This window comes from Draconibacterium sp. IB214405, from assembly GCF_033963885.1.
In the GTDB taxonomy this organism is placed as follows: Bacteria; Bacteroidota; Bacteroidia; order Bacteroidales; family Prolixibacteraceae; genus Draconibacterium.
Genome location: NZ_JAXBMA010000004.1, coordinates 475,178 through 495,672, shown reverse-complemented (window position 1 = coordinate 495,672; position 20,495 = coordinate 475,178). Strand labels below are relative to the sequence as shown.

Genomic DNA, 20,495 nt, shown 5'->3' with positions numbered 1-20,495 from the left:
TTATGGAATTATTCTGTTTTCAATTTATAAAAGTTATTGTTCCTAATATTTAGTTAAACATAGAATAACTTATTGTATAAAAAAATAAGGTGCTGACTCTCCAGATTTTGACCCAAAAACCCGTTTCTGACACTTGACACGTATGCTCAAAAAGCATTAACTTACGTACTTATTCAATATTTTATGAAGTTCATTATCAGATGAAATTGAACTGCAACAGGATACCTAAAACCAAATTTATGATTCAGCAGAATATAAAATGCCCTTCTTTTTTACGCTATTTAAACTTAAAAGCAGGTTTACGTTTTTTATTTATTTCCGGTTTAATTTTGTTCGGATTCTCAGAAACAAAAGGACAAAACTGTACGGTGAATGCAGGTACCAACGGTGATTTCTGTATAAACGAGACCGCAACCCTCGACGGGGCAGCAGCAGGTTTATTTGTCAATCCTGATTCAACGGCATCGTGGAGCCAGGTCTCCGGACCAAGTGTGGCCATTGTTGATCCGTATGATTTGCAAACTAAGATAATTGGTTTAGTTGGTGGCCAAACTTATGTATTCAGGCTTTCGGCAACTTGCGAAGACGGAACACTGGTTTCGCAGGATGTGACTTATTTAGCTGATCCTATTACTATTGCTGACGCTGGTGAAGATCAAACATACTGCCCGGGTAATTATGTTTTAAGTGCAAATGAACCCGGCGAAGATGAGTACGGAAGATGGAGCTTTGCTGATGAATCGTATGGTATTACATTTACAACTCAATCCATATCGGAAAAAATCAGTGGCGATCCGAGTGCAGGCATAACAGTTGATGGAAGTTCCTGTGGGGCGGTTGGTTTGGTCTGGACTATTTTTGGTGCCAACGGTTGTATAAGTCGCGATACAGTAGTTATTACCAATCGTGGAGGCGATCTGCCGGTTAGTGCAGGCAGCGATATCGTTCTTGACAATTGTTATTCCACTACTCAAAGTACCAATTTAAATGCTTCGTCGGGTGGATGTGGAATTGATGGACAGCAAGGAACGTGGACGGTTCTCGACGGACCAAATTCACCTACAATTGCCAATTCAAATTCGAATACATCCCGCATTTCGAACCTGGTAGAAGGAACTTACACGCTGAGGTGGACGGTTGAAGGACCGTGTGCCAGTGGATCCGACGAGGTAACTATAACTGTTCCGGCTCCTACAGCTGATGTTACGGATGCTCAGGGTGGAAGTGCTGTGTATTGTGATGGACGTACCGAAATTATTCTCGATGCGAACCAACCACTTTATGCCAACGAAACAGCAATGTGGACACTGGTGAGCCCGGATGATCCGAATGTGGTTATTGAGAATGCTGACAATTATATTGCCCTGGCTAAAAATCTTGATGGAGTAAGCGATTATGTTTTTCGTTATACCATAACAAATCCAATTACCGGTTGTGTAAGTTCTGCCGATGTTCATATATCGTATGCCGAATCACCGTCGGTTAATATTATCCCCAGCACCATTATAATGCAATTAGGGCAGGTATCAGACTCCATTCCATTTGAAGAAACCGGAACAGGTGAAACTACCTGGAGTATTGTGTCGGGGCCGGTTGGAGGACTTATAAGCAGCCCCAATGGAATAAAAACTTTAGAATCAGTTCCAACAGAAGAGTATTCCTTTGATTCATCTCCACTTGTTTTGGGATTCGAAACTGCCGGAACCTACATTGTGCGGATCAGAAAGTTTGCCGCTTTTGGTGGCGATTGTGAAACGGCACTGGATGAAGTAGCTGTTGTGGTATCGCGCGAAGCAGAAAATTCAAATGCCGGAACCGACCAGTATTTAGCCTGTGATGTTACAAATACTTCGCTGTCGGGTAACGATCCCGGCGATGGCACAGGACTTTGGTCTCAGGTATCAGGACCGAATACGGCTAACATAACTTCTCCTCATACCAGAATTACCCCAATTAGCGATTTAATAAGTGGAACCTATGAATTTAAATGGAACATCATAAACGGTCCTTTAAGTGTCCCGCACGAACAAATTGTTAAAATCGTTGTAGCCGACACTATTCCTTCTCAAGCCGATGCAGGTCCAGATCAGGTGGTGTGTCAGCAAACACCGGTTTACCTCGACGGGAATGAACCAATTTTAAATGAGTGGGGAAACTGGGAAGTTATTCCCGATGAATCGTGGATTGTTTTTTCCGATAAAAGTGATCCGAATACAAAAGTGACGGGCTTGCTGCCTAATTCAACTTACTTGTTTGTATGGTCGCACGAAAACGCATGTGGAATAACTTACGATACCTGTGTGGTTGAAGTTACCGGAACAGTTGGTCCTGTTGAAGCCGATGCCGGTGCTGACGCATGTTATACTTCCGGAACAAACTCATTTAATCTTGCAGGAAGTGATCCCGGGTCGGGAACTGGAACCTGGACGCAGGTAAACGGATCAGGAGCGAATATTACCACTCCTTCATCTCCAACAACAACTGTAACTGTCACTGCCGACGGAACATATTATTTCGAGTGGTCGGTTAGCTCAGGTGTTGGTTGTAATCCATCCGTGGATACGGTGATGATAACGATAGCAGCTGAAACTTCTCAGGCCGATGCAGGTCCAGATCAACAGATTTGTGGCGATACCATTTATATGAGTGCTGCCAGTCCGACTATCGGAACAGGAGAATGGATTCAGTTATACGGAGCAGGGGGCGTTGTAATTGAAGATATTACTTCGCCAACAACCATGATGTACGGCCTTGTTGAAGGTACATATTGGTTTATATGGGAGGTAAGCAACAATGCTTGCGATGTAACTCGTGATACGGTTGTAGTTAATGTTTCGGAAAGAGCCGAAACTCCTGATGCCGGACCTGACCAGGTAATTTGTGCTGCCAATTCCACCACACTCGATGCCAATTATATTAGCAATGGTTTATGGACGATTGTTACAGGACCTACCAACCCTGTATTTTCTTCACACACCGATCCGAAAGCCGAACTTTCGAATCTGGTAATGGGAAGATATGTTTTAACCTGGGCCGGACTTGGAGGTGCCTATTGTCCGATTAAAACCGATACATTGATTTTGTATGTTGTTCCTCTGGCCGATGCCGGCCCCGATCAGGAACATTGTAATACCATTACTGCAGTTGAATTGGCCGGTAACGATGCCAGTAAAGGAACCTGGGAAGAGGTCACTGACTTTGGGGCAGTTATAACAGCAACTTCAGCTAACTTTGCCACTGCTTCAAATTTGGTACTCACCGAAACCTACTTGTTTAGTTATACCATCGATACGGCAGGTTGTACAACTTCCGATACAATGGCTGTTACTTTATATCCGCCACCTGATATTGCCGATGCCGGCCCCGATCAGGTACTTTGTGGTGCAGGCAGCTTCGATTTAAGTGCACTGGATTATGACGGCTCAAACGGAACAGGTCAGTGGACCGTATTGTACAGCCCGGGCGGAGGAACATTCTCACCCGATGCATCATCACCTGACGTTACTTTTACTCCCGATCCGGGATCGGAATATGGTATTTTTGTTTTTGGCTGGGAAATAGCCAACGGAACCTGTTCTAATACTGATCAGATCAGAGTAGAAAATTACGAACCACCGTCGCAGGCCGATGCCGGTAATCCACAGCTTATAACCTGTGAACCTTTTACAACTTTAGGTGCCGACACTACCGATATGGTTGGTGTTGGACACTGGTATTACTTGAGTGGTACCGGTGCCACAGAGCCGGTTATCGAGTCACCTCTTGATCCGCATACCACCGTATCCAATCTCAGTCCAACCGCGGCAGGAACTGTTGCCAATTACCGTTTTGTGTGGACAGTTAGTAATGGTCCGCTTTGTCCGTCTTCGTCGGATACCGTTTTTATCCTCGTTGAAAATCAACCAAGTGTGGCCGATGCCGGAGAAGATCAGGAATTGTGTGAGCAAAGCACGATAAATATGAATGCCATTGTTCCTGAAATTGGTGATGGTGCCTGGACTTTCATTGATGAGGGACAGGAGGTTCAACCGATAATTGACTTTCCCGATTCGGCAACAACCAGTGTGTCGAACCTAACGCCGGGTGTTTTTCGTTTTGTTTGGCAAACCTCAAAAAGCTTTTGTACCTCCGAAGATACGGTTACCATAACAAATTATGCTGAACCAAGTGATCCATACGCCGGTGAAGATTTCGACTATTGTCAGTTTGATGTAGTTGTTTTGGCGGCTACTCCACCTGAGGTGGGAACCGGAGTCTGGAGTCAGGTTTCAGGTCCTACAAACGCAATTTTACTTACCCCAAATAATCCCGAGACGGTGGTTGCCGGTACAGTGGTAACAGATGATTCAACGTCTTATGTATTCGTTTATACGGTAAGCAATGAAACCTGTCCATCAAAAAGCGATTCGGTGATCGTTAAGATTTTCGATGCACCGGTGCAAGCAAATGCAGGACCTGATATTGGTGTTTGTAATGCCGATAGCGTACAGCTTAATGCAAATACACCTGCAGTCTTTTCTTCTCCTGATACAGTGGTACATGGTGTGTGGTCGGTTGAACCGGCAAATTCCATTTCTTTTGATGATTCAACAGATCACGAAACAATCGTTCGGGGACTTGTTCCCGGAAACACATATACGCTTACCTGGACACTTTACAGTAACCAGTGTACCTCGACCGACGAAATGGTAATTACCGTTTATGACGACGTGACTATTATTGGACCTGAAAGTGAGGATCTTTGTGTTGGTGGTAATGCCGCTTTGAGCGTTTCTGTAAGTGGTGGTACCGGAGCATACTTTTATCAGTGGCAGGTAGATACATTATCCGCATCCGGTGGTTGGTCAGATATCAGCGGTGCAACATCACGAACGTATACAACGCCAAGTTACGATACGCCCGGAGAATATGCTTATCGGGTAATCGTAACCGATTGCGGAACTGCAATTTCCGACTCGGCAGTTATTACCATTTTCGACGATCCATCCATTATCACTCAACCTGAAGGAGATACCCTGTGTTATGGCGATACACATACCATGAGTGTGTTGGCAGATGGAGGAGCCGATCTGACTTATCGTTGGCAAACCAGTACAACAGGCACAGGAAATTGGAGTGATATTAGTGGCGCTACAGGGGCCTCGTATACCACCGAATCGATCACGCAAATTACGTACTATAGAGTGGTAATTGAGGACCATAATACTGGTTGCGATAACGTTACTTCCGAAGTAGTTGCCGTATATATACCTACAATAGAAACACAACCGCTAGACGAAATTTTATGCGAAGGCGGAACAGCAAATCTGTTCCTTGAAATGAGTGCAGATGGGGCTTATTCGTATTCCTATCAGTGGCAAATCTCAACTGATAATACCAACTGGAATGATATCGTCGATTCAACATCAACAACTTTAACCACTGATGTTTTACCGATAGGTGTATACTATTATCGTTGTGAAATTACTTCCGATTCACCTGTGACTTGTACCTTAACCAGTAACGCTGTAGCCGTTGAAGTAGTTGCCGATCCGATCATCGATTCGGAATCTGGAGATGCAGATATATGTGTTGGTGGTACTGTTACAAATTCCGTTTCGGTTTCGGGAGGAGTTAGCGGAAGTAGCTTTAATTACCAATGGCAAGTGTCAACAATTGACTGCAACTCAGGTTTCAGCAATATTGGTGGAGCGACGTCAGCCACTTATACAACTTCTGCGTTAACTATTCCACTTACATATTATTTCCGTTGTATTATCACCCAGGATGAGCCGGGCTGTGAAGTTATTTCAGCATGTAAAACTGTTGTTGTTCATCCCGATCCGGTAATTTCTCCGCACCCCGAAAGTGTGTCCGTATGTAGTGGCGACTCGCACACCATGTCGTTGGGAGTGAGCGAAGGAGTAGGAGATTATGGCTATCAGTGGAGAAGCAGACCGCAGGGAACTTCAACATGGAATACCATTGAAGGAGCAACCGACAGTATTTATACCGCAACCAATATAACCGAGAATACTGAATTTCAGGTGATCGTAACCGATGGCGTTGGATGCGATGTAATTGCATCCAATTTAGCCACTGTTTACGTGCCAAGTATTACTGTGCAGCCGATTGGTGCTGATGTTTGCGACGGAGGAGAACATACAATGACAGTGGAAGTGGATACTCAACTGGCCATGACCTACGATTATCAGTGGGAACACGCACTCGATCCGAGCGGGCCATGGAGTAGCGTAGATGTTGAAATTACAGATGGAACTGGATTCGACACCGATTCTTTCACTTCAGCGCCTTTGCTAACGTCACTGCATTATTTCCGTTGTGTGGTTACACCAACCGATCCGGCCTGTTCGCCAATTTATACCGATACAGTTTTGGTTAATGCAGCTACCGATCCGGTGGACACAACCGCAGCAATTCTAAAAGAAATTTGTGATGGAACCAACGAAACTTTTACCGTTGAAGTAGATGCCGGTGTTGACGGAAGCAGCTACATATACCAGTGGCAGGACAGCATCGCCGGTGGTAGTTGGGCTGATGTTTCCGGTGGAACAGGAGCCGATTCGGCTAGTTATACAACCGCAAATATTAACATTACTACACCCGGCAAAACAGACACGATATTTTATCGATGTCTGATCACACAAGCCGAGTCGGGATGTTTGGATGTTTCAGAACCTGATACTTTGCTTATTCATCCGCAACCTGAAATTGTGGCCCTTTCAGCCGACACGACAATTTGTGCGGGTACTACTGCAACCTTAAATGTTGAAGCGCAGTTTGGTTTGGGAGATTACCAGTACCAGTGGCAAAAAGACACTACCGGTACCGGTGATTGGGTCAACATTACAGGCGCAACCGACAGCACGTACATTACCGATGCACTTTATTCAAAAACATATTTCCGTGTATTGATAAACGACGAAGGCAAAAACTGTAACGATCTGGTTTCAGAAACTATTACTGTTTCTGTTCCCGAGATTTTAGTTCATCCGCAGGACAATGAAGTTTGCGAAGGTGCCGAAGATGTTTTGTCGGTGGTTGTTGATGCCGGCTCGGCAACAATTTCTTACCAGTGGCAGTTCAGCGATTTCGATTGCGAATCGGGTTGGCAGGATATTGTTGGAGCAACCGACAGTACATACGTTGACAATGTGTTGCCGGCAGAAGGACAAACACGCTATTTCAGGTGTTTGGTTTCGGTAAACGATCCGGCCTGTACCGAATTGTATTCCGAGTGTGCAGCTATTACAATCATCGACTGCGACGCCGTTATCGGAATTGCGAATCAATTGGTTTCTTTAGTTTCCAATGGCGATGGTTCATACGATGCCTTATTTAATATCAGGGTTGAAAACCTTGGATCCGGTAACTTAAATAATATTCAGGTAGTCAATAATCTTGTCGATTCCTTTGGAGTGGGCAATTATTCGGTGGAGGAAATATTCAGTACTTCTTTTGCCGTGGATACTACTTTTAATGGCGATACCAATCAAAACATGTTAATGCCACTCGGCAATTCGCTTGTCAGTGGTGCCTCAACAAATATCGAACTTACCATTACGATTTATTCCGGTGGAACGTATTGGATGTCTTGCACCGCAAGTGGTGAAAGAGCGGATGGAAATTTGGTTACAGATATTTCTGACAACGGAAGCCAAACCGATACCAACCTGAATGGCGATCCTACCGAGGAGGATGAAAACGATCCTACACCTATTTATGTTGACGATCAGGCCGATCTTGTAACCGTTAAAACACTTTCCGATTTAACCTATTCGTACCTCGATTACACTCAGGTTTCAGTCAGGATACAAGATGGAGGCGATGATGTTCTGGAATCGGATGGAGGTGATGTTTTAATTAGTACAACGAGTCTGGAACTGGTAAACGACGATAGTTTGCAACTGGTAGCATTACGTTTTTCTGATTTGAATATTCCTCAGGGAGCAATAATTGAGAATGCGTATATTCAGTTTCATGCTAATGCAACAAATAGCGAAACAACCAATTATACGATCGTAGGGCATGCCAGCGATGATTCGCCTACTTTCTTAAGCAGTCTTTTTAATGTTTCTTTAAGAAGCGCAACAACTTCGTCAGTAAGTTGGGAACCTCCTTCATGGATTGCCGGCGAAGAAGGCCTCGATCAGCAAACTCCTGATTTAACTTCGATTATCCAGGAAATTGTTAATCGCGCTGGTTTTTCAGAAAGCAGTGCCATTACATTTATGATATCGGGCGTGGGAGCAAATGCCCGAGCTGCAGTTTCGTACGAGCAGGATCCTTCAAAAGCACCACTTTTGCGAATTGGATATTCTGAAAGTGTTGCCCAGCCCGATACGCTGGTTAACGAGGGGGATCTTGTTTTCTTTAATGTGAAGGTAAGCAACAACGGTCCTTCAGTGGCCACTAATGTTGAACTGAATGATATTATTCCTGATGGTCTGGCTGTTGAAGAGGCTACTACCTACGGAGATGGCACTTTTAATAGTGGAACCGGAGTTTGGAGTATTGGTACTTTAAGTCCAGGAGAAAGTGTTAACCTGGGAATAGATGCCCTGGTTGAGGAAGGTACTTCAGGTTCGCAGCTTACCAATTTGGTAACAGCGGCAGTTTCTGATATGCCCGATACAACTTCGGTAGGAGACACCCTCTCCGCCAGTGTGTATGTTCAGGATTATACAAACCTGGTAATTTCCAAAAACATTTTAGGAAGTAATGAACTTTCAGAAGGCGCAACAGATACTTTCCTGATCAGGGTGATCAACAAAGGTACTGCCTTGGCAACCAACGTAAGTTTAAACGATCTTCTACCTGCCGGATTAACTGCAAACGGAAGTCCGGTGGTAACACAGGGCAGCTATGATTCAGGTACAGGATTGTGGCAGATCGGTACGCTTGGAGCAGAAAGTTATCCATCTTCTGCTGTAACGCATGCGGCTGAAATTTATATCCCGATAAAAGTCGATGTAGGGACAGCCGGTGACACCATTACCAATGTTATAAGTAATGTCAGTCTCGATCAACAGGATACCACCACTGCCGGTGACGATCTTGAAGAAAGCATTGTGGTGGTGCTGTCGCTTCTTGCCGAAAATGATGTAAACACAACACTTGAAAACATTCCTGTTACCGGTCAGGTATTTACCAACGATATTATTGGAGAAAACGTAACGGTTAGCGGGCCGTTTAATGGACCGTTAAACGGAAGTATTGCCTTTGTGGCCGACGGTAGTTATACCTACTCGCCAAACGAGGCATTTACAGGAGAAGATAGTTTTGATTATGTGATTTGTGACAATAATGGTATTTGTGATACGGCTACTGTTGTTATTGAAGTTATTCCGGCTTTTGCTGATGAAAACCGTTCGCCTGTTGCTGTCAATGATAATTCTACAGCTAAAATTAATTCGCCTGTAAATGGACAGTTACTCTCCAACGATTTCGATCCCGATGGCGATAATATTACCATTAATACCACACCTGTAAGCGGACCTGCTTCGGGAAGTCTGACAATTAACGCAGACGGAACTTATACGTTTACGCCTGCTGTTGACTTTGTTGGTCCGGTTTCGTTTGAATATGAAATTTGTGACAATGGCAGCCCTTCGTTGTGTGACACAGCTTTGGTTACCATTCAGATTTTGAATACTTCTTCGGCTACCAATACAACGGTTGCCGTTGATGATGCTTATATGATTGATTGCGGAGAATCAGTCTCCGACAATGTTTCGGTGAATGACTACGACCAGGAAGGCGATTCCCAGAATAATTTTACATTGCTTAGTACAGTAGCAAATGGAACACTATCGTTTAACGCCGACGGTAGTTTTAGCTATACACCGGATGTCGGATTCGAAGGAAATGATCAGTTTATTTATCAGGTTTGTGATGATGGTAGTCCATCGGCTTGTCATCCGGCAACGGTTTATATTTTGGTTGAAATACCTAAACCCGATGCTGTTTGCCTGAACATATCAATTCCGCTCGACCTGACAGGTTCGGCATACATTGAACCCGAAGATCTGGATGGAGGATCGAGTAGCAGCTGCAGTTCGCTGAGTTTTAGTGTTGATATAAACAGTTTTAGCTGTGATGATATTGGCGATAACACGGTTCAGTTGACTGTAACCGATGAATATGGAAAATCGGATACCTGTTTCGCTATTGTTACAATTCTCGATAGTATATCACCAGTTTTGGTTTGTCCTCCTACACAAATAGGCTATGCCGATGAAAATTGCGAGACAACCGTGCCTGATTTTGGTACTGTAATAGCCGGTATAGGATGTTCTGACGGTATTATTATTACACAATCGCCATTGGCTGATGCCGTGGTTCCTTTGGGAGACACTACAATAACCATAATCGCTACTGATACTTTGGGAAATGCTGATACGTGTACTACAATCTATTCGGTGGTAGATACTATTGCTCCGGAATTTACATGTCCGGGAATGCAAACACTTTATCTGGATACTAATTGCCAGGCGGAGGTACCTAATCTCGCCGACAGTATTACCGATGCACTGGATAATTGCGGTCCGGTATCAATTACTCAAAGCACACCGGCCGGAACGCTGATAAGTAATAATCTGCCTGTTATCGTAACGGTTAGCGATCCTTCGGGCAACAGTTCTCAATGTATAGTAATCTTGCAGCTTGTTGATACAACATCTCCAACGGCTGTATGCACTGATATTACTCTTCCTCTCGATATCACGGGTAGGGCAAGTATTTCTACTGCAGATGTTGATGGAGGTTCTACGGATAACTGTAGTCCAGTGAGTTTGTCAATAGATAAAAGTGAATTTAACTGCGATAATATTGGGGCTAATGCGGTTACATTAACGGTGACCGATGAAAGTGGAAATGTAAGTACTTGTGTTGCCACAGTAACTGTTGTCGACAGTATTGCTCCAGCACTGGATTGCCCGGAATCACAAATTGCTTATGCCGATCTAAACTGTGAAGGCACTGTTCCAGATTTTGGAGCACAGATACTTGAAATTGGATGTCTGGATGGTATTACCATCACGCAGACGCCGACAGCCGGCGAAGTTGTTCTACTAGGTGAAACTACAATTACGATTGTTGCTACCGATGCCCAGGGCAACACCGACAGCTGCACCACACTGTTTACAGTAATCGATACTACGCCACCGACATTTACCTGCCCACCAACACAAACGGTTTATGCCGATGTCAACTGCCAGGGAGCAGTACCGGACCTTCTGGCACTTGTAACAGATGCAACAGACAATTGCGAAGTAACACTGGCACAAAGTATTTCAGCCGGAACCTTGATCAATAACGATATCCCGGTAGAGATTACAGCCACTGATGCAAGTGGCAACGAAACCAGTTGTACGGTACTGATTCAGGTAGAAGACACGATCTCGCCGACAGCGGTTTGCCAAAATATCGAGCGTCCGCTGGATATGACCGGCAGTGTATACATTACAGCAGCAGATGTTGATGGAGGTTCAACAGATAATTGCAGCGCAGTCAACCTGTCACTGGACATCACAGAATTTAGCTGCGACGATATTGGAGATAACATTGTCATTTTAACCGTAACCGACCAGAGCGGTAACCAATCCACCTGCCAGGCCACAGTTACAATTACAGACAGCATAGCACCGGCACTGGATTGTCCTGAGTCACAAATAGGATATGCCGATACGAATTGCGAAGGCACTGTACCAGACTTTGTCGCAACGATCAGCGGCGGAGGTTGTACGGATGGTATTACGATCACACAAACGCCGACAGCCGGCGAAGTTGTTCCTTTGGGTGAAACTACAATTACCATTGTGGCTACCGATGCCGAAGGCAACTCCGACAGCTGCACCACGTTGTTTACAGTAATCGATACTACGCCACCGACATTTACCTGTCCACCAACGCAGACGGTTTATGCCGATGTCAACTGCCAGGGAGCAGTACCAGATCTGCTGGCACTTGTAACAGATGCAACAGACAACTGCGAAGTAACATTGGAACAAAGTATCTCAGCCGGAACGCTGATTAATAACGATATCCCGGTAGAGATTACAGCCATTGATGCGAGTGGCAACGAAACCAGTTGTACGGTACTGATCCAGTTAGAAGATACGATCTCGCCGACAGCAGTTTGCCAAAATATCGAGCGTCCGCTGGATATGACCGGCAGTGTCTATATTACTGCTGCCGATGTTGATGGCGGATCGACCGATAATTGCAGCGCAGTCAACCTGTCATTGGATATCACAGAATTTACCTGCGATGATATTGGAGATAACACAGTAACACTCACTGTGACCGACCAAAGTGGTAACCAATCCACTTGTCAGGCTACTGTTACGATTACCGACAGTATTGCCCCTGCACTGGATTGTCCCGAATCGCAGGTTGGCTATGCCGATACAAACTGTGAAGGAACAGTACCAGACTTTGCCGCATCGATCAGTGGCGGAGGATGTACCGATGGTATAACGATCACACAAACACCGGCCGCGGGCGCAACCGTAGCACTTGGCGAAAACGCGATCACGATCATCGCTACGGATGCCGAAGGCAACTCCGACACTTGCACCACGCTGTTTACAGTAATCGATACCACGCCACCGACATTTACATGTCCACCAACACAAACGGTTTACGCTGATGTCAACTGCCAGGGAGCAGTACCAGATCTGCTCAGCTTAATCAGCGATGCTGATGACAATTGCGAAGTAACATTGGCACAAAGTATCTCAGCCGGCACATTGATTAATAACGACATCCCGGTAGAGATTACAGCAACGGATGCGAGTGGCAATGCAACCAGTTGTTCGGTATTGATCCAGATAGAAGACACAATCAGCCCGACAGCAGTTTGCCAGAATATTGAGCGTCCGCTGGATATGACCGGCAGCGTATACATCACTGCAGCAGATGTTGATGGCGGATCGACCGATAATTGCAGCTCAGTCAGCCTGTCATTGGACATCACAGAATTTACCTGTGATGATATTGGAGATAACATTGTCATTTTAACTGTAACCGATCAGAGTGGTAACCAATCCACCTGCCAGGCCACAGTTACGATCACCGACAGCATTGCACCAGCATTGGATTGTCCTGAATCGCAAGTTGGTTATGCCGATACAAACTGTGAAGGTACAGTACCAGACTTTGCCGCAACGATCAGTGGAGGAGGTTGTACTGATGGTATCACGATCACACAGACACCTGCTGCAGGAGTGATTGTTCCTTTGGGTGAAACTACAATTACGATTGTTGCTACCGATGCACAGGGCAACACCGACAGTTGTACTACGCTGTTTACGGTAATCGATACCACGCCACCGACATTTATCTGTCCACCGACGCAGACGGTTTACGCTGATGTTAACTGCCAGAGCGAGGTTCCGGATCTTCTGGCACTTGTAACAGATGCAACAGACAACTGCGAAGTAACGCTGGCACAAAGCATTGTAGCCGGCACGCTGATCAACAGCGACATCCCGGTAGAGATTACAGCAACGGATGCGAGTGGCAACGAAACCAGTTGTACGGTACTGATCCAGGTAGAAGACACGATCTCGCCGACAGCAGTTTGTCAAAATATCGAGCGTCCGCTGGATATGACCGGCAGTGTTTATATCACAGCAGCAGATGTTGATGGAGGTTCAACAGATAATTGCAGCTCAGTCAGTCTGTCATTGGATATCACAGAATTTAACTGCGACAACATAGGTGACAACACGGTTACATTAACCGTAACCGACCAGAGTGGCAATCAATCCTCCTGCCAGGCCACAGTTACAATTACAGACAGCATAGCACCGGCACTGGATTGTCCTGAGTCACAAATAGGATATGCCGATACGAACTGTGAAGGTACAGTACCAGACTTTGCCGCAACTATCAGCGGCGGAGGTTGTACAGATGGTATAACGATCACACAAACACCGGCCGCAGGCGCAACCGTAGCACTTGGCGAGAACGAGATCACGATCATCGCCACGGATGCCGAAGGCAACTCCGATACCTGCACCACGTTGTTTACAGTAATTGATACAACGCCACCGACATTTACCTGTCCACCGACACAAACGGTTTACGCTGATGCCAACTGCCAGGGGGCGGTACCAAATCTGCTTAGTTTAATTAGTGATGCTGATGACAACTGCGAAGTAACACTGGCACAGAGTATCTCAGCCGGCACCTTGATCAATAACGACATCCCGGTAGAAATTAAAGCCACCGATGCAAGTGGCAACGAAACCAGTTGTTTGGTACTGATCCAGGTAGAAGACACAATCAGTCCAACAGCGGTTTGCCAAAATATCGAACGTCCACTGGATATGACCGGCAGCGTTTACATTACAGCGGCCGATGTTGATGGAGGTTCAACAGATAATTGCAGTCCTGTTAGCCTGTCATTGGATATCACAGAATTTACCTGCGACGATATCGGAGATAACATCGTCACCTTAACAGTAACCGATCAGAGTGGTAACCAATCCACCTGCCAGGCCACAGTTACAATTACCGACAGCATTGCACCTGCACTGGATTGTCCTGAATCACAAGTTGGTTATGCCGATACCAACTGTGAAGGCACTGTACCAGACTTTGCCGCAACGATCAGCGGCGGAGGTTGTACTGATGGTATCACGATCACACAAACACCTGTAGCTGGTGAGATTGTTCCCCTAGGGGAAACTACAATTACCATTGTGGCTACCGATGCCCAAGGCAACACCGACAGCTGCACAACGCTGTTTACGGTAATCGATACTACGCCACCGACATTTACCTGTCCACCGACGCAGACGGTTTACGCTGATGTCAACTGCCAGGGAACAGTACCAGATCTGCTGGCACTTATAACAGATGCAACAGACAACTGCGAAGTAACACTGGCGCAGAGTATCTCCGCCGGAACGCTGATTAATAACGATATCCCGGTTGAGATTACAGCTACCGATGCAAGCGGCAACGAAACCAGTTGTACGGTACTGATACAGGTAGAAGACACGATCTCGCCGACAGCAGTTTGCCAAAATATCGAACGTCCGCTGGATATGACCGGCAGTGTTTATATCACAGCGGCAGATGTAGACGGAGGTTCAACAGATAATTGCAGCGCAGTAAGCCTGTCACTGGACATTACAGAATTTACCTGCGATGATATTGGAGATAACATTGTCACTTTAACTGTGACCGACCAAAGTGGCAATCAATCCACCTGCCAGGCAACTGTTACGATCACCGACAGCATAGCACCAGCACTGGATTGTCCTGAATCGCAAGTTGGTTATGCCGATACAAACTGTGAAGGTACAGTACCAGACTTTGCCGCAACGATCAGCGGCGGAGGTTGTACTGATGGTATCACGATCTCGCAAACTCCTGTTGCAGGAACGGTTGTTCCACTGGGTGAAACTACAATTACGATTGTAGCCACGGATGCACAGGGCAACTCCGACAGCTGCACCACACTGCTTACAGTAATCGATACAACTCCACCGACATTTACATGTCCACCGACACAAACGGTTTACGCCGATGTTAACTGCCAGGGCGAGGTTCCGGATCTTCTGGCACTTGTAACAGATGCAACAGACAACTGCGAAGTAACACTGGCACAAAGTATCTCCGCCGGCACACTGATCAATAACGACATCCCGGTAGAAATTACAGCCACTGATGCAAGTGGCAACGAAACCAGTTGCTCGGTACTGATTCAGGTAGAAGACACAATCTCGCCGACAGCAGTTTGTACGAATATCGAACGTCCGCTGGATATGACCGGCAGTGTTTATATTACAGCGGCAGATGTTGATGGAGGTTCAACAGATAATTGCAGCGCGGTGAGCCTGTCATTGGACATCACAGAATTTACCTGCGATGATATTGGAGATAACATCGTCATTTTAACTGTAACCGATCAGAGTGGTAACCAATCCACCTGCCAGGCCACAGTTACGATCACCGACAGCATAGCACCGGCACTGGATTGTCCTGAATCAAAAGTTGGTTATGCCGATACAAACTGTGAAGGCACTGTTCCTGACTTTGCTGCAACGATCAGTGGAGGAGGTTGTACTGATGGCATTTCGATCACACAAGAACCTGTTGCAGGCACGTTTGTTCCGTTGGGTGAAACTACAATTACGATTGTAGCCACGGATGCACAGGGCAACACCGACAGTTGTACTACGCTGTTTACAGTAATCGATACTACGCCACCGACATTTACCTGTCCACCAACACAAACTGTTGCGGCAGATGAAAATTGTGAGGGAACTGTACCCGATTTGATAACTTTGATCACGGATGCTGCTGATAACTGCCAGGTGAGTCTTTCACAAAATATACCCGCAGGAACAATCATAAGTAATGATATAGTTGTTGATATTAAGGCGGTTGATGGTTCAGGAAATGAAACAGAATGTTCGGTTCTTATTCAAATTGAATATGAAGGCAGACCAACGGTTGATGCCGGAGAAAATGCAAATATCTGCACAAGTGATGGCAGTTACCTACTAAATGGTGTCGTAACGAATTCTGACAGTGTGGTATGGATAAGCAGCGGCTCCGGTAACTTTAGCGATTCTACTGCTTTGAATGCAACCTATACGCCAAGTGAAGCCGATTGGATGGATGGACAAATTCAACTTACACTAACGGCGTACGGAAAGGGTCGTTGTGGTGAAGCGTCGGATCAAATGGTGCTTACCTTATGGCAGGAGCCAAGTGTTTATGCCGGTCGTGATGTATCGATAGGCCCGGACGAAACCTATCAGATACTTGATGCTGAACTTGAAAATGCACAAGATTTTACCTGGGAGTTGATTGGAGGTGGAGCCCTGCGCGATACTTCAACCTTAACGCCACTCTTTGATCCTGATCCGGGACAATTGGGCACAGTCACCGTCGTACTTACTGCTATCCCTTACGGTTCTTGTCCGCAGGTAACAGATTCGATGACAATTGCAATTAGCGAAGATCCGGGACTTACATTCGAGAAGAGAGTGGTTCAGGCGACTGTGAACAACGATGGAAGCTACACCATATTATTTGAATTCAGTTTGGAGAATACCGGTAATGTAATTTTGAGTAATTTAAGTATAACAGATGATTTGGAAACTGTTTTTGTAAGTGCCTGCGATTATTCCATTACAGGGATGACGTCAGCAAACTTAAACCTGAACTTTGACTTTGACGGAAACACCGACACCGAAATTCTGAATACAGGAAATACGCTGGAGGTGGGAATTAAAAAGTCTGTGGTGATGACTGTTAGACTGGAAAATTGTGATCCGACAATTACAGAGTATACCAATACTGCAATTGGACGCGGTGATTCGCCCGGTGGAGATATCTTGAGTGGTTCCGATTCAGCGGATATTCTACTTAAGGATAATCCAAACATTGGATTGGCAAAACAGCTTGTATCTATTAATCAGGAAACAAGTGGACACTTTGTTGCCCATTTCGATTTGAGGGTTAAAAATTATGGCGATGTAGAACTTACAAATATCATTGTAACCGACGATTTGGATGCAGCCTTTGGAGCCGGTAATTATGAAGTTTATGAAATATACAGCGAACTTTTTACTGTGAATACCGCATTTGATGGTTCAGCAGATATCAATTTGCTTGCTGATGATAATACACTTCAGGTTGGAGAAACAGGTTCGATTGATCTTCGTGTTACAATTTTATCGGGAGGATATTATGAAAACACTGCCACTGTAACAGGTAACGATCCTGCCGGAAATAATTTGACTGATACATCGCACGATGGTGCAGATCCTGCTCCGGGTGGAGGGAATAATCCTGATGCCTTTAGCGATCCAACCATAATAAGTATAAATACGCATCCAAATATCGGATTGGCCAAACAATTGGTTTCGATCGAAGAGTTGTCAGATGGTTCTTTCTCTGCTCTGTTTAATTTCAGAATCAAAAACTATGGCGATGTCGATTTAATCGATCTTAAACTGAACGATAATCTCGATGCTGCTTTTGGAGCCGGAAATTATGAAGTAAACGAGATTTACAGCGAGATTCTTGCTGTTAATACCTCGTTTAACGGTTCGTCGGATGTGAATTTACTTGCAGAAAATAATTCGCTGGGTGCCTTGCAATCGGGCTCTGTCATTCTTCGGATCACCATATTCTCAGCAGGAAACTATACCAATACTGCCATGGTAACGGCAACTGATCCGTTGGGTAACGGCCTTTCTGATACCTCGCAGGATGGATCTGATCCCGCACCGGGTGGAGAAAATAATCCTGAGGATTTCGGCGATCCAACAATCATTCAGATTAGCGATTGCACACTTGAGGTCTCTTGTCCTTCTGCAGGCACATATACTTTCGAGAGTACACCGGGATTATGTGGTTACAAAGTAGCCGGTACAAGTCTTGATGCAGTTGTGGGTGGTGATTGTAGTAATGTTACGCTATCACATGATTTTTACGACTGGGGAAATCCTGTTTCATTAGATGGAGCAATCTTCCCGGTTGGAACAACTGTTGTAACCTGGACAGCTACGCAGCCGAACGGAAAATCAGAAACCTGTTCGGTAACAATAACCGTAATCGATTCAGAAGCACCTGAATTTGTAAACTGTCCTTCGGGAGTTACATTTACGGTTGGATTACCAAGCGGAGCTTGCGAAGGTGGTGCAATCTGGAATATTCCGGTTGCGACCGACAATTGTTCGGATGTAACAGTTGCTCAAACTGCCGGTCCTGAACAGGGAAGTATACTCACCGCCGGAATTTACACCATCGAATTTACTGCTACGGATGCTTCGGGTAATACATCAACCTGTAGTTTTAATGTGTTTGTAACCGACACCGAAGAACCAATTATTGTTTGTCAGCCGGATATTATACGTGCAACAGATGAAGGTTCATGTTCATGGACATCGATTCCGGGAAGTTTATCGCCGTTGCTGGCACGAAGTAATTGCGATGCGGCAATAGTTTGGGAAGTTACGAATCCTGATGGAACAACAGAAACCGGTTCCGACGATGTGAGCGGATACGTTTTTGATGCCGGAACGAGTAAGGTAAAATATGTTATTGCCGAAACCACCAGTGGGCAGACCTGGGAATGTAGCTTCAATGTAACCATCGTTGATGAAAATCCTCCGATGATCGAATGCAGTCCCGATCTGACTTTAACATCCGATGCCGAAAACTGTCAGGCAGATGTTGAACTTATTCCTCCAACTGTAAGCGATAATTGCGGATCGGCAGAATATTCGGTTTCGTACAGGGTTTACAATCCTAATAATTCAACAAGCGCTCTCATCCAGGGAACTGAACTGAATTACAGTTTTGCGATAGGATATAGTCGGGTAGAATGGATTATAACCGATGGAGCGGGAAATTCGGTCTTCTGTTTCCAGAATGTATTGGTAAGTGCAAGCGATTCATCGATGCATGTAAATGCCGGTATTGATGCTGAGTTATGTGGAGGAACTACTTACAGTACCACAGGTGCTGAGGCTCCGGATTATGCGACTCTGAAATGGACAACAAATGGTTCGGGTAGTTTTAGTAATCCAGCTGAATTGTTTACCAGTTATACGCCAAGTACAGCTGATGAACTAAATGGTAGTGTTGTACTCACCTTAACTGCGAGCACCGATTGTGCTGAAACAAGTGATGAGGTGGCCTTGTTATTTGGCAGTCCGCCCGAAGCAGATGCCGGACCAAATATCGCCACATGTTATGGTGTGCCGATACAAATTGAGGGTGCAACTGCACAAAACTACAGTTCTGTGCTCTGGACTACAGACGGTGCCGGAGAGTTGATAAATGAGCAAACACTGACTCCATCATACTATCCAGCCGATAATGAGGACGGTACAATAGAATTAATAATGCTGGTTGTTGGCGATGGTGCATGTTCGGGTGATACTATCCACGATTTGGTTCATCTGCAAATTTACCCTGAGTTGTTGGTTGAGACAGGTCCTGATGATACAATTTTTATTGGCAACCAAACAGAGTTGACGGTTAAGGTCTCAAACGGATCAGGAAATTACTTCTACAGTTGGGACCCAGCGGTATTTGTAACCGATGACAAGGCTGCTACAACCTTAACACAGCCGCTGGATGTTACCACCGTCTTCGAAGTTTTGGTTACCGATGCGGAAACACAGTGTACGGCCACCGACGAAATAACAATTTATGTGGAGGAAGACAATGATAAACTGATCGGGTTCTACAACGCCTTCAGCCCGAACGGCGATGGTGTTAACGATACCTGGGCGATTAGGGGAATTGAGGAATTTCCGAGGAATGAAGTTATGATCTTTAATATGTGGGGAGACAAGCTTAGAGAGTTCCAAAATTACGACAACGTGAACGTATTTTGGGATGGAACAAACAAGAATGAGAAGCTGCTTCCTGATGGTACTTACTATTTTGTCATTACTTTAACTGGAGTGAAGTCTTATGCCGGTTGGGTTCATATTAAAGGAGGAAATTAA

General features: G+C 45.3%; 1 protein-coding gene. It reads left to right on the top strand.

Annotation, left to right across the window (positions count from 1 at the left end; translation table 11 throughout):
* The first annotated feature begins 239 nt into the window (after window positions 1–239).
* On the top strand, window positions 240–20,495 hold the full coding sequence (locus SLH46_RS14520; protein WP_320281930.1) for an HYR domain-containing protein: 20,256 nt from the start codon (window positions 240–242) through the stop codon (window positions 20,493–20,495).

Coding starts and splice junctions, on each gene's coding strand:
- SLH46_RS14520 (WP_320281930.1), top strand. CDS start 240: ATGATTCAGCAGAATATAAAATGCCCTTCTTTTTTACGCTATTTAAAC.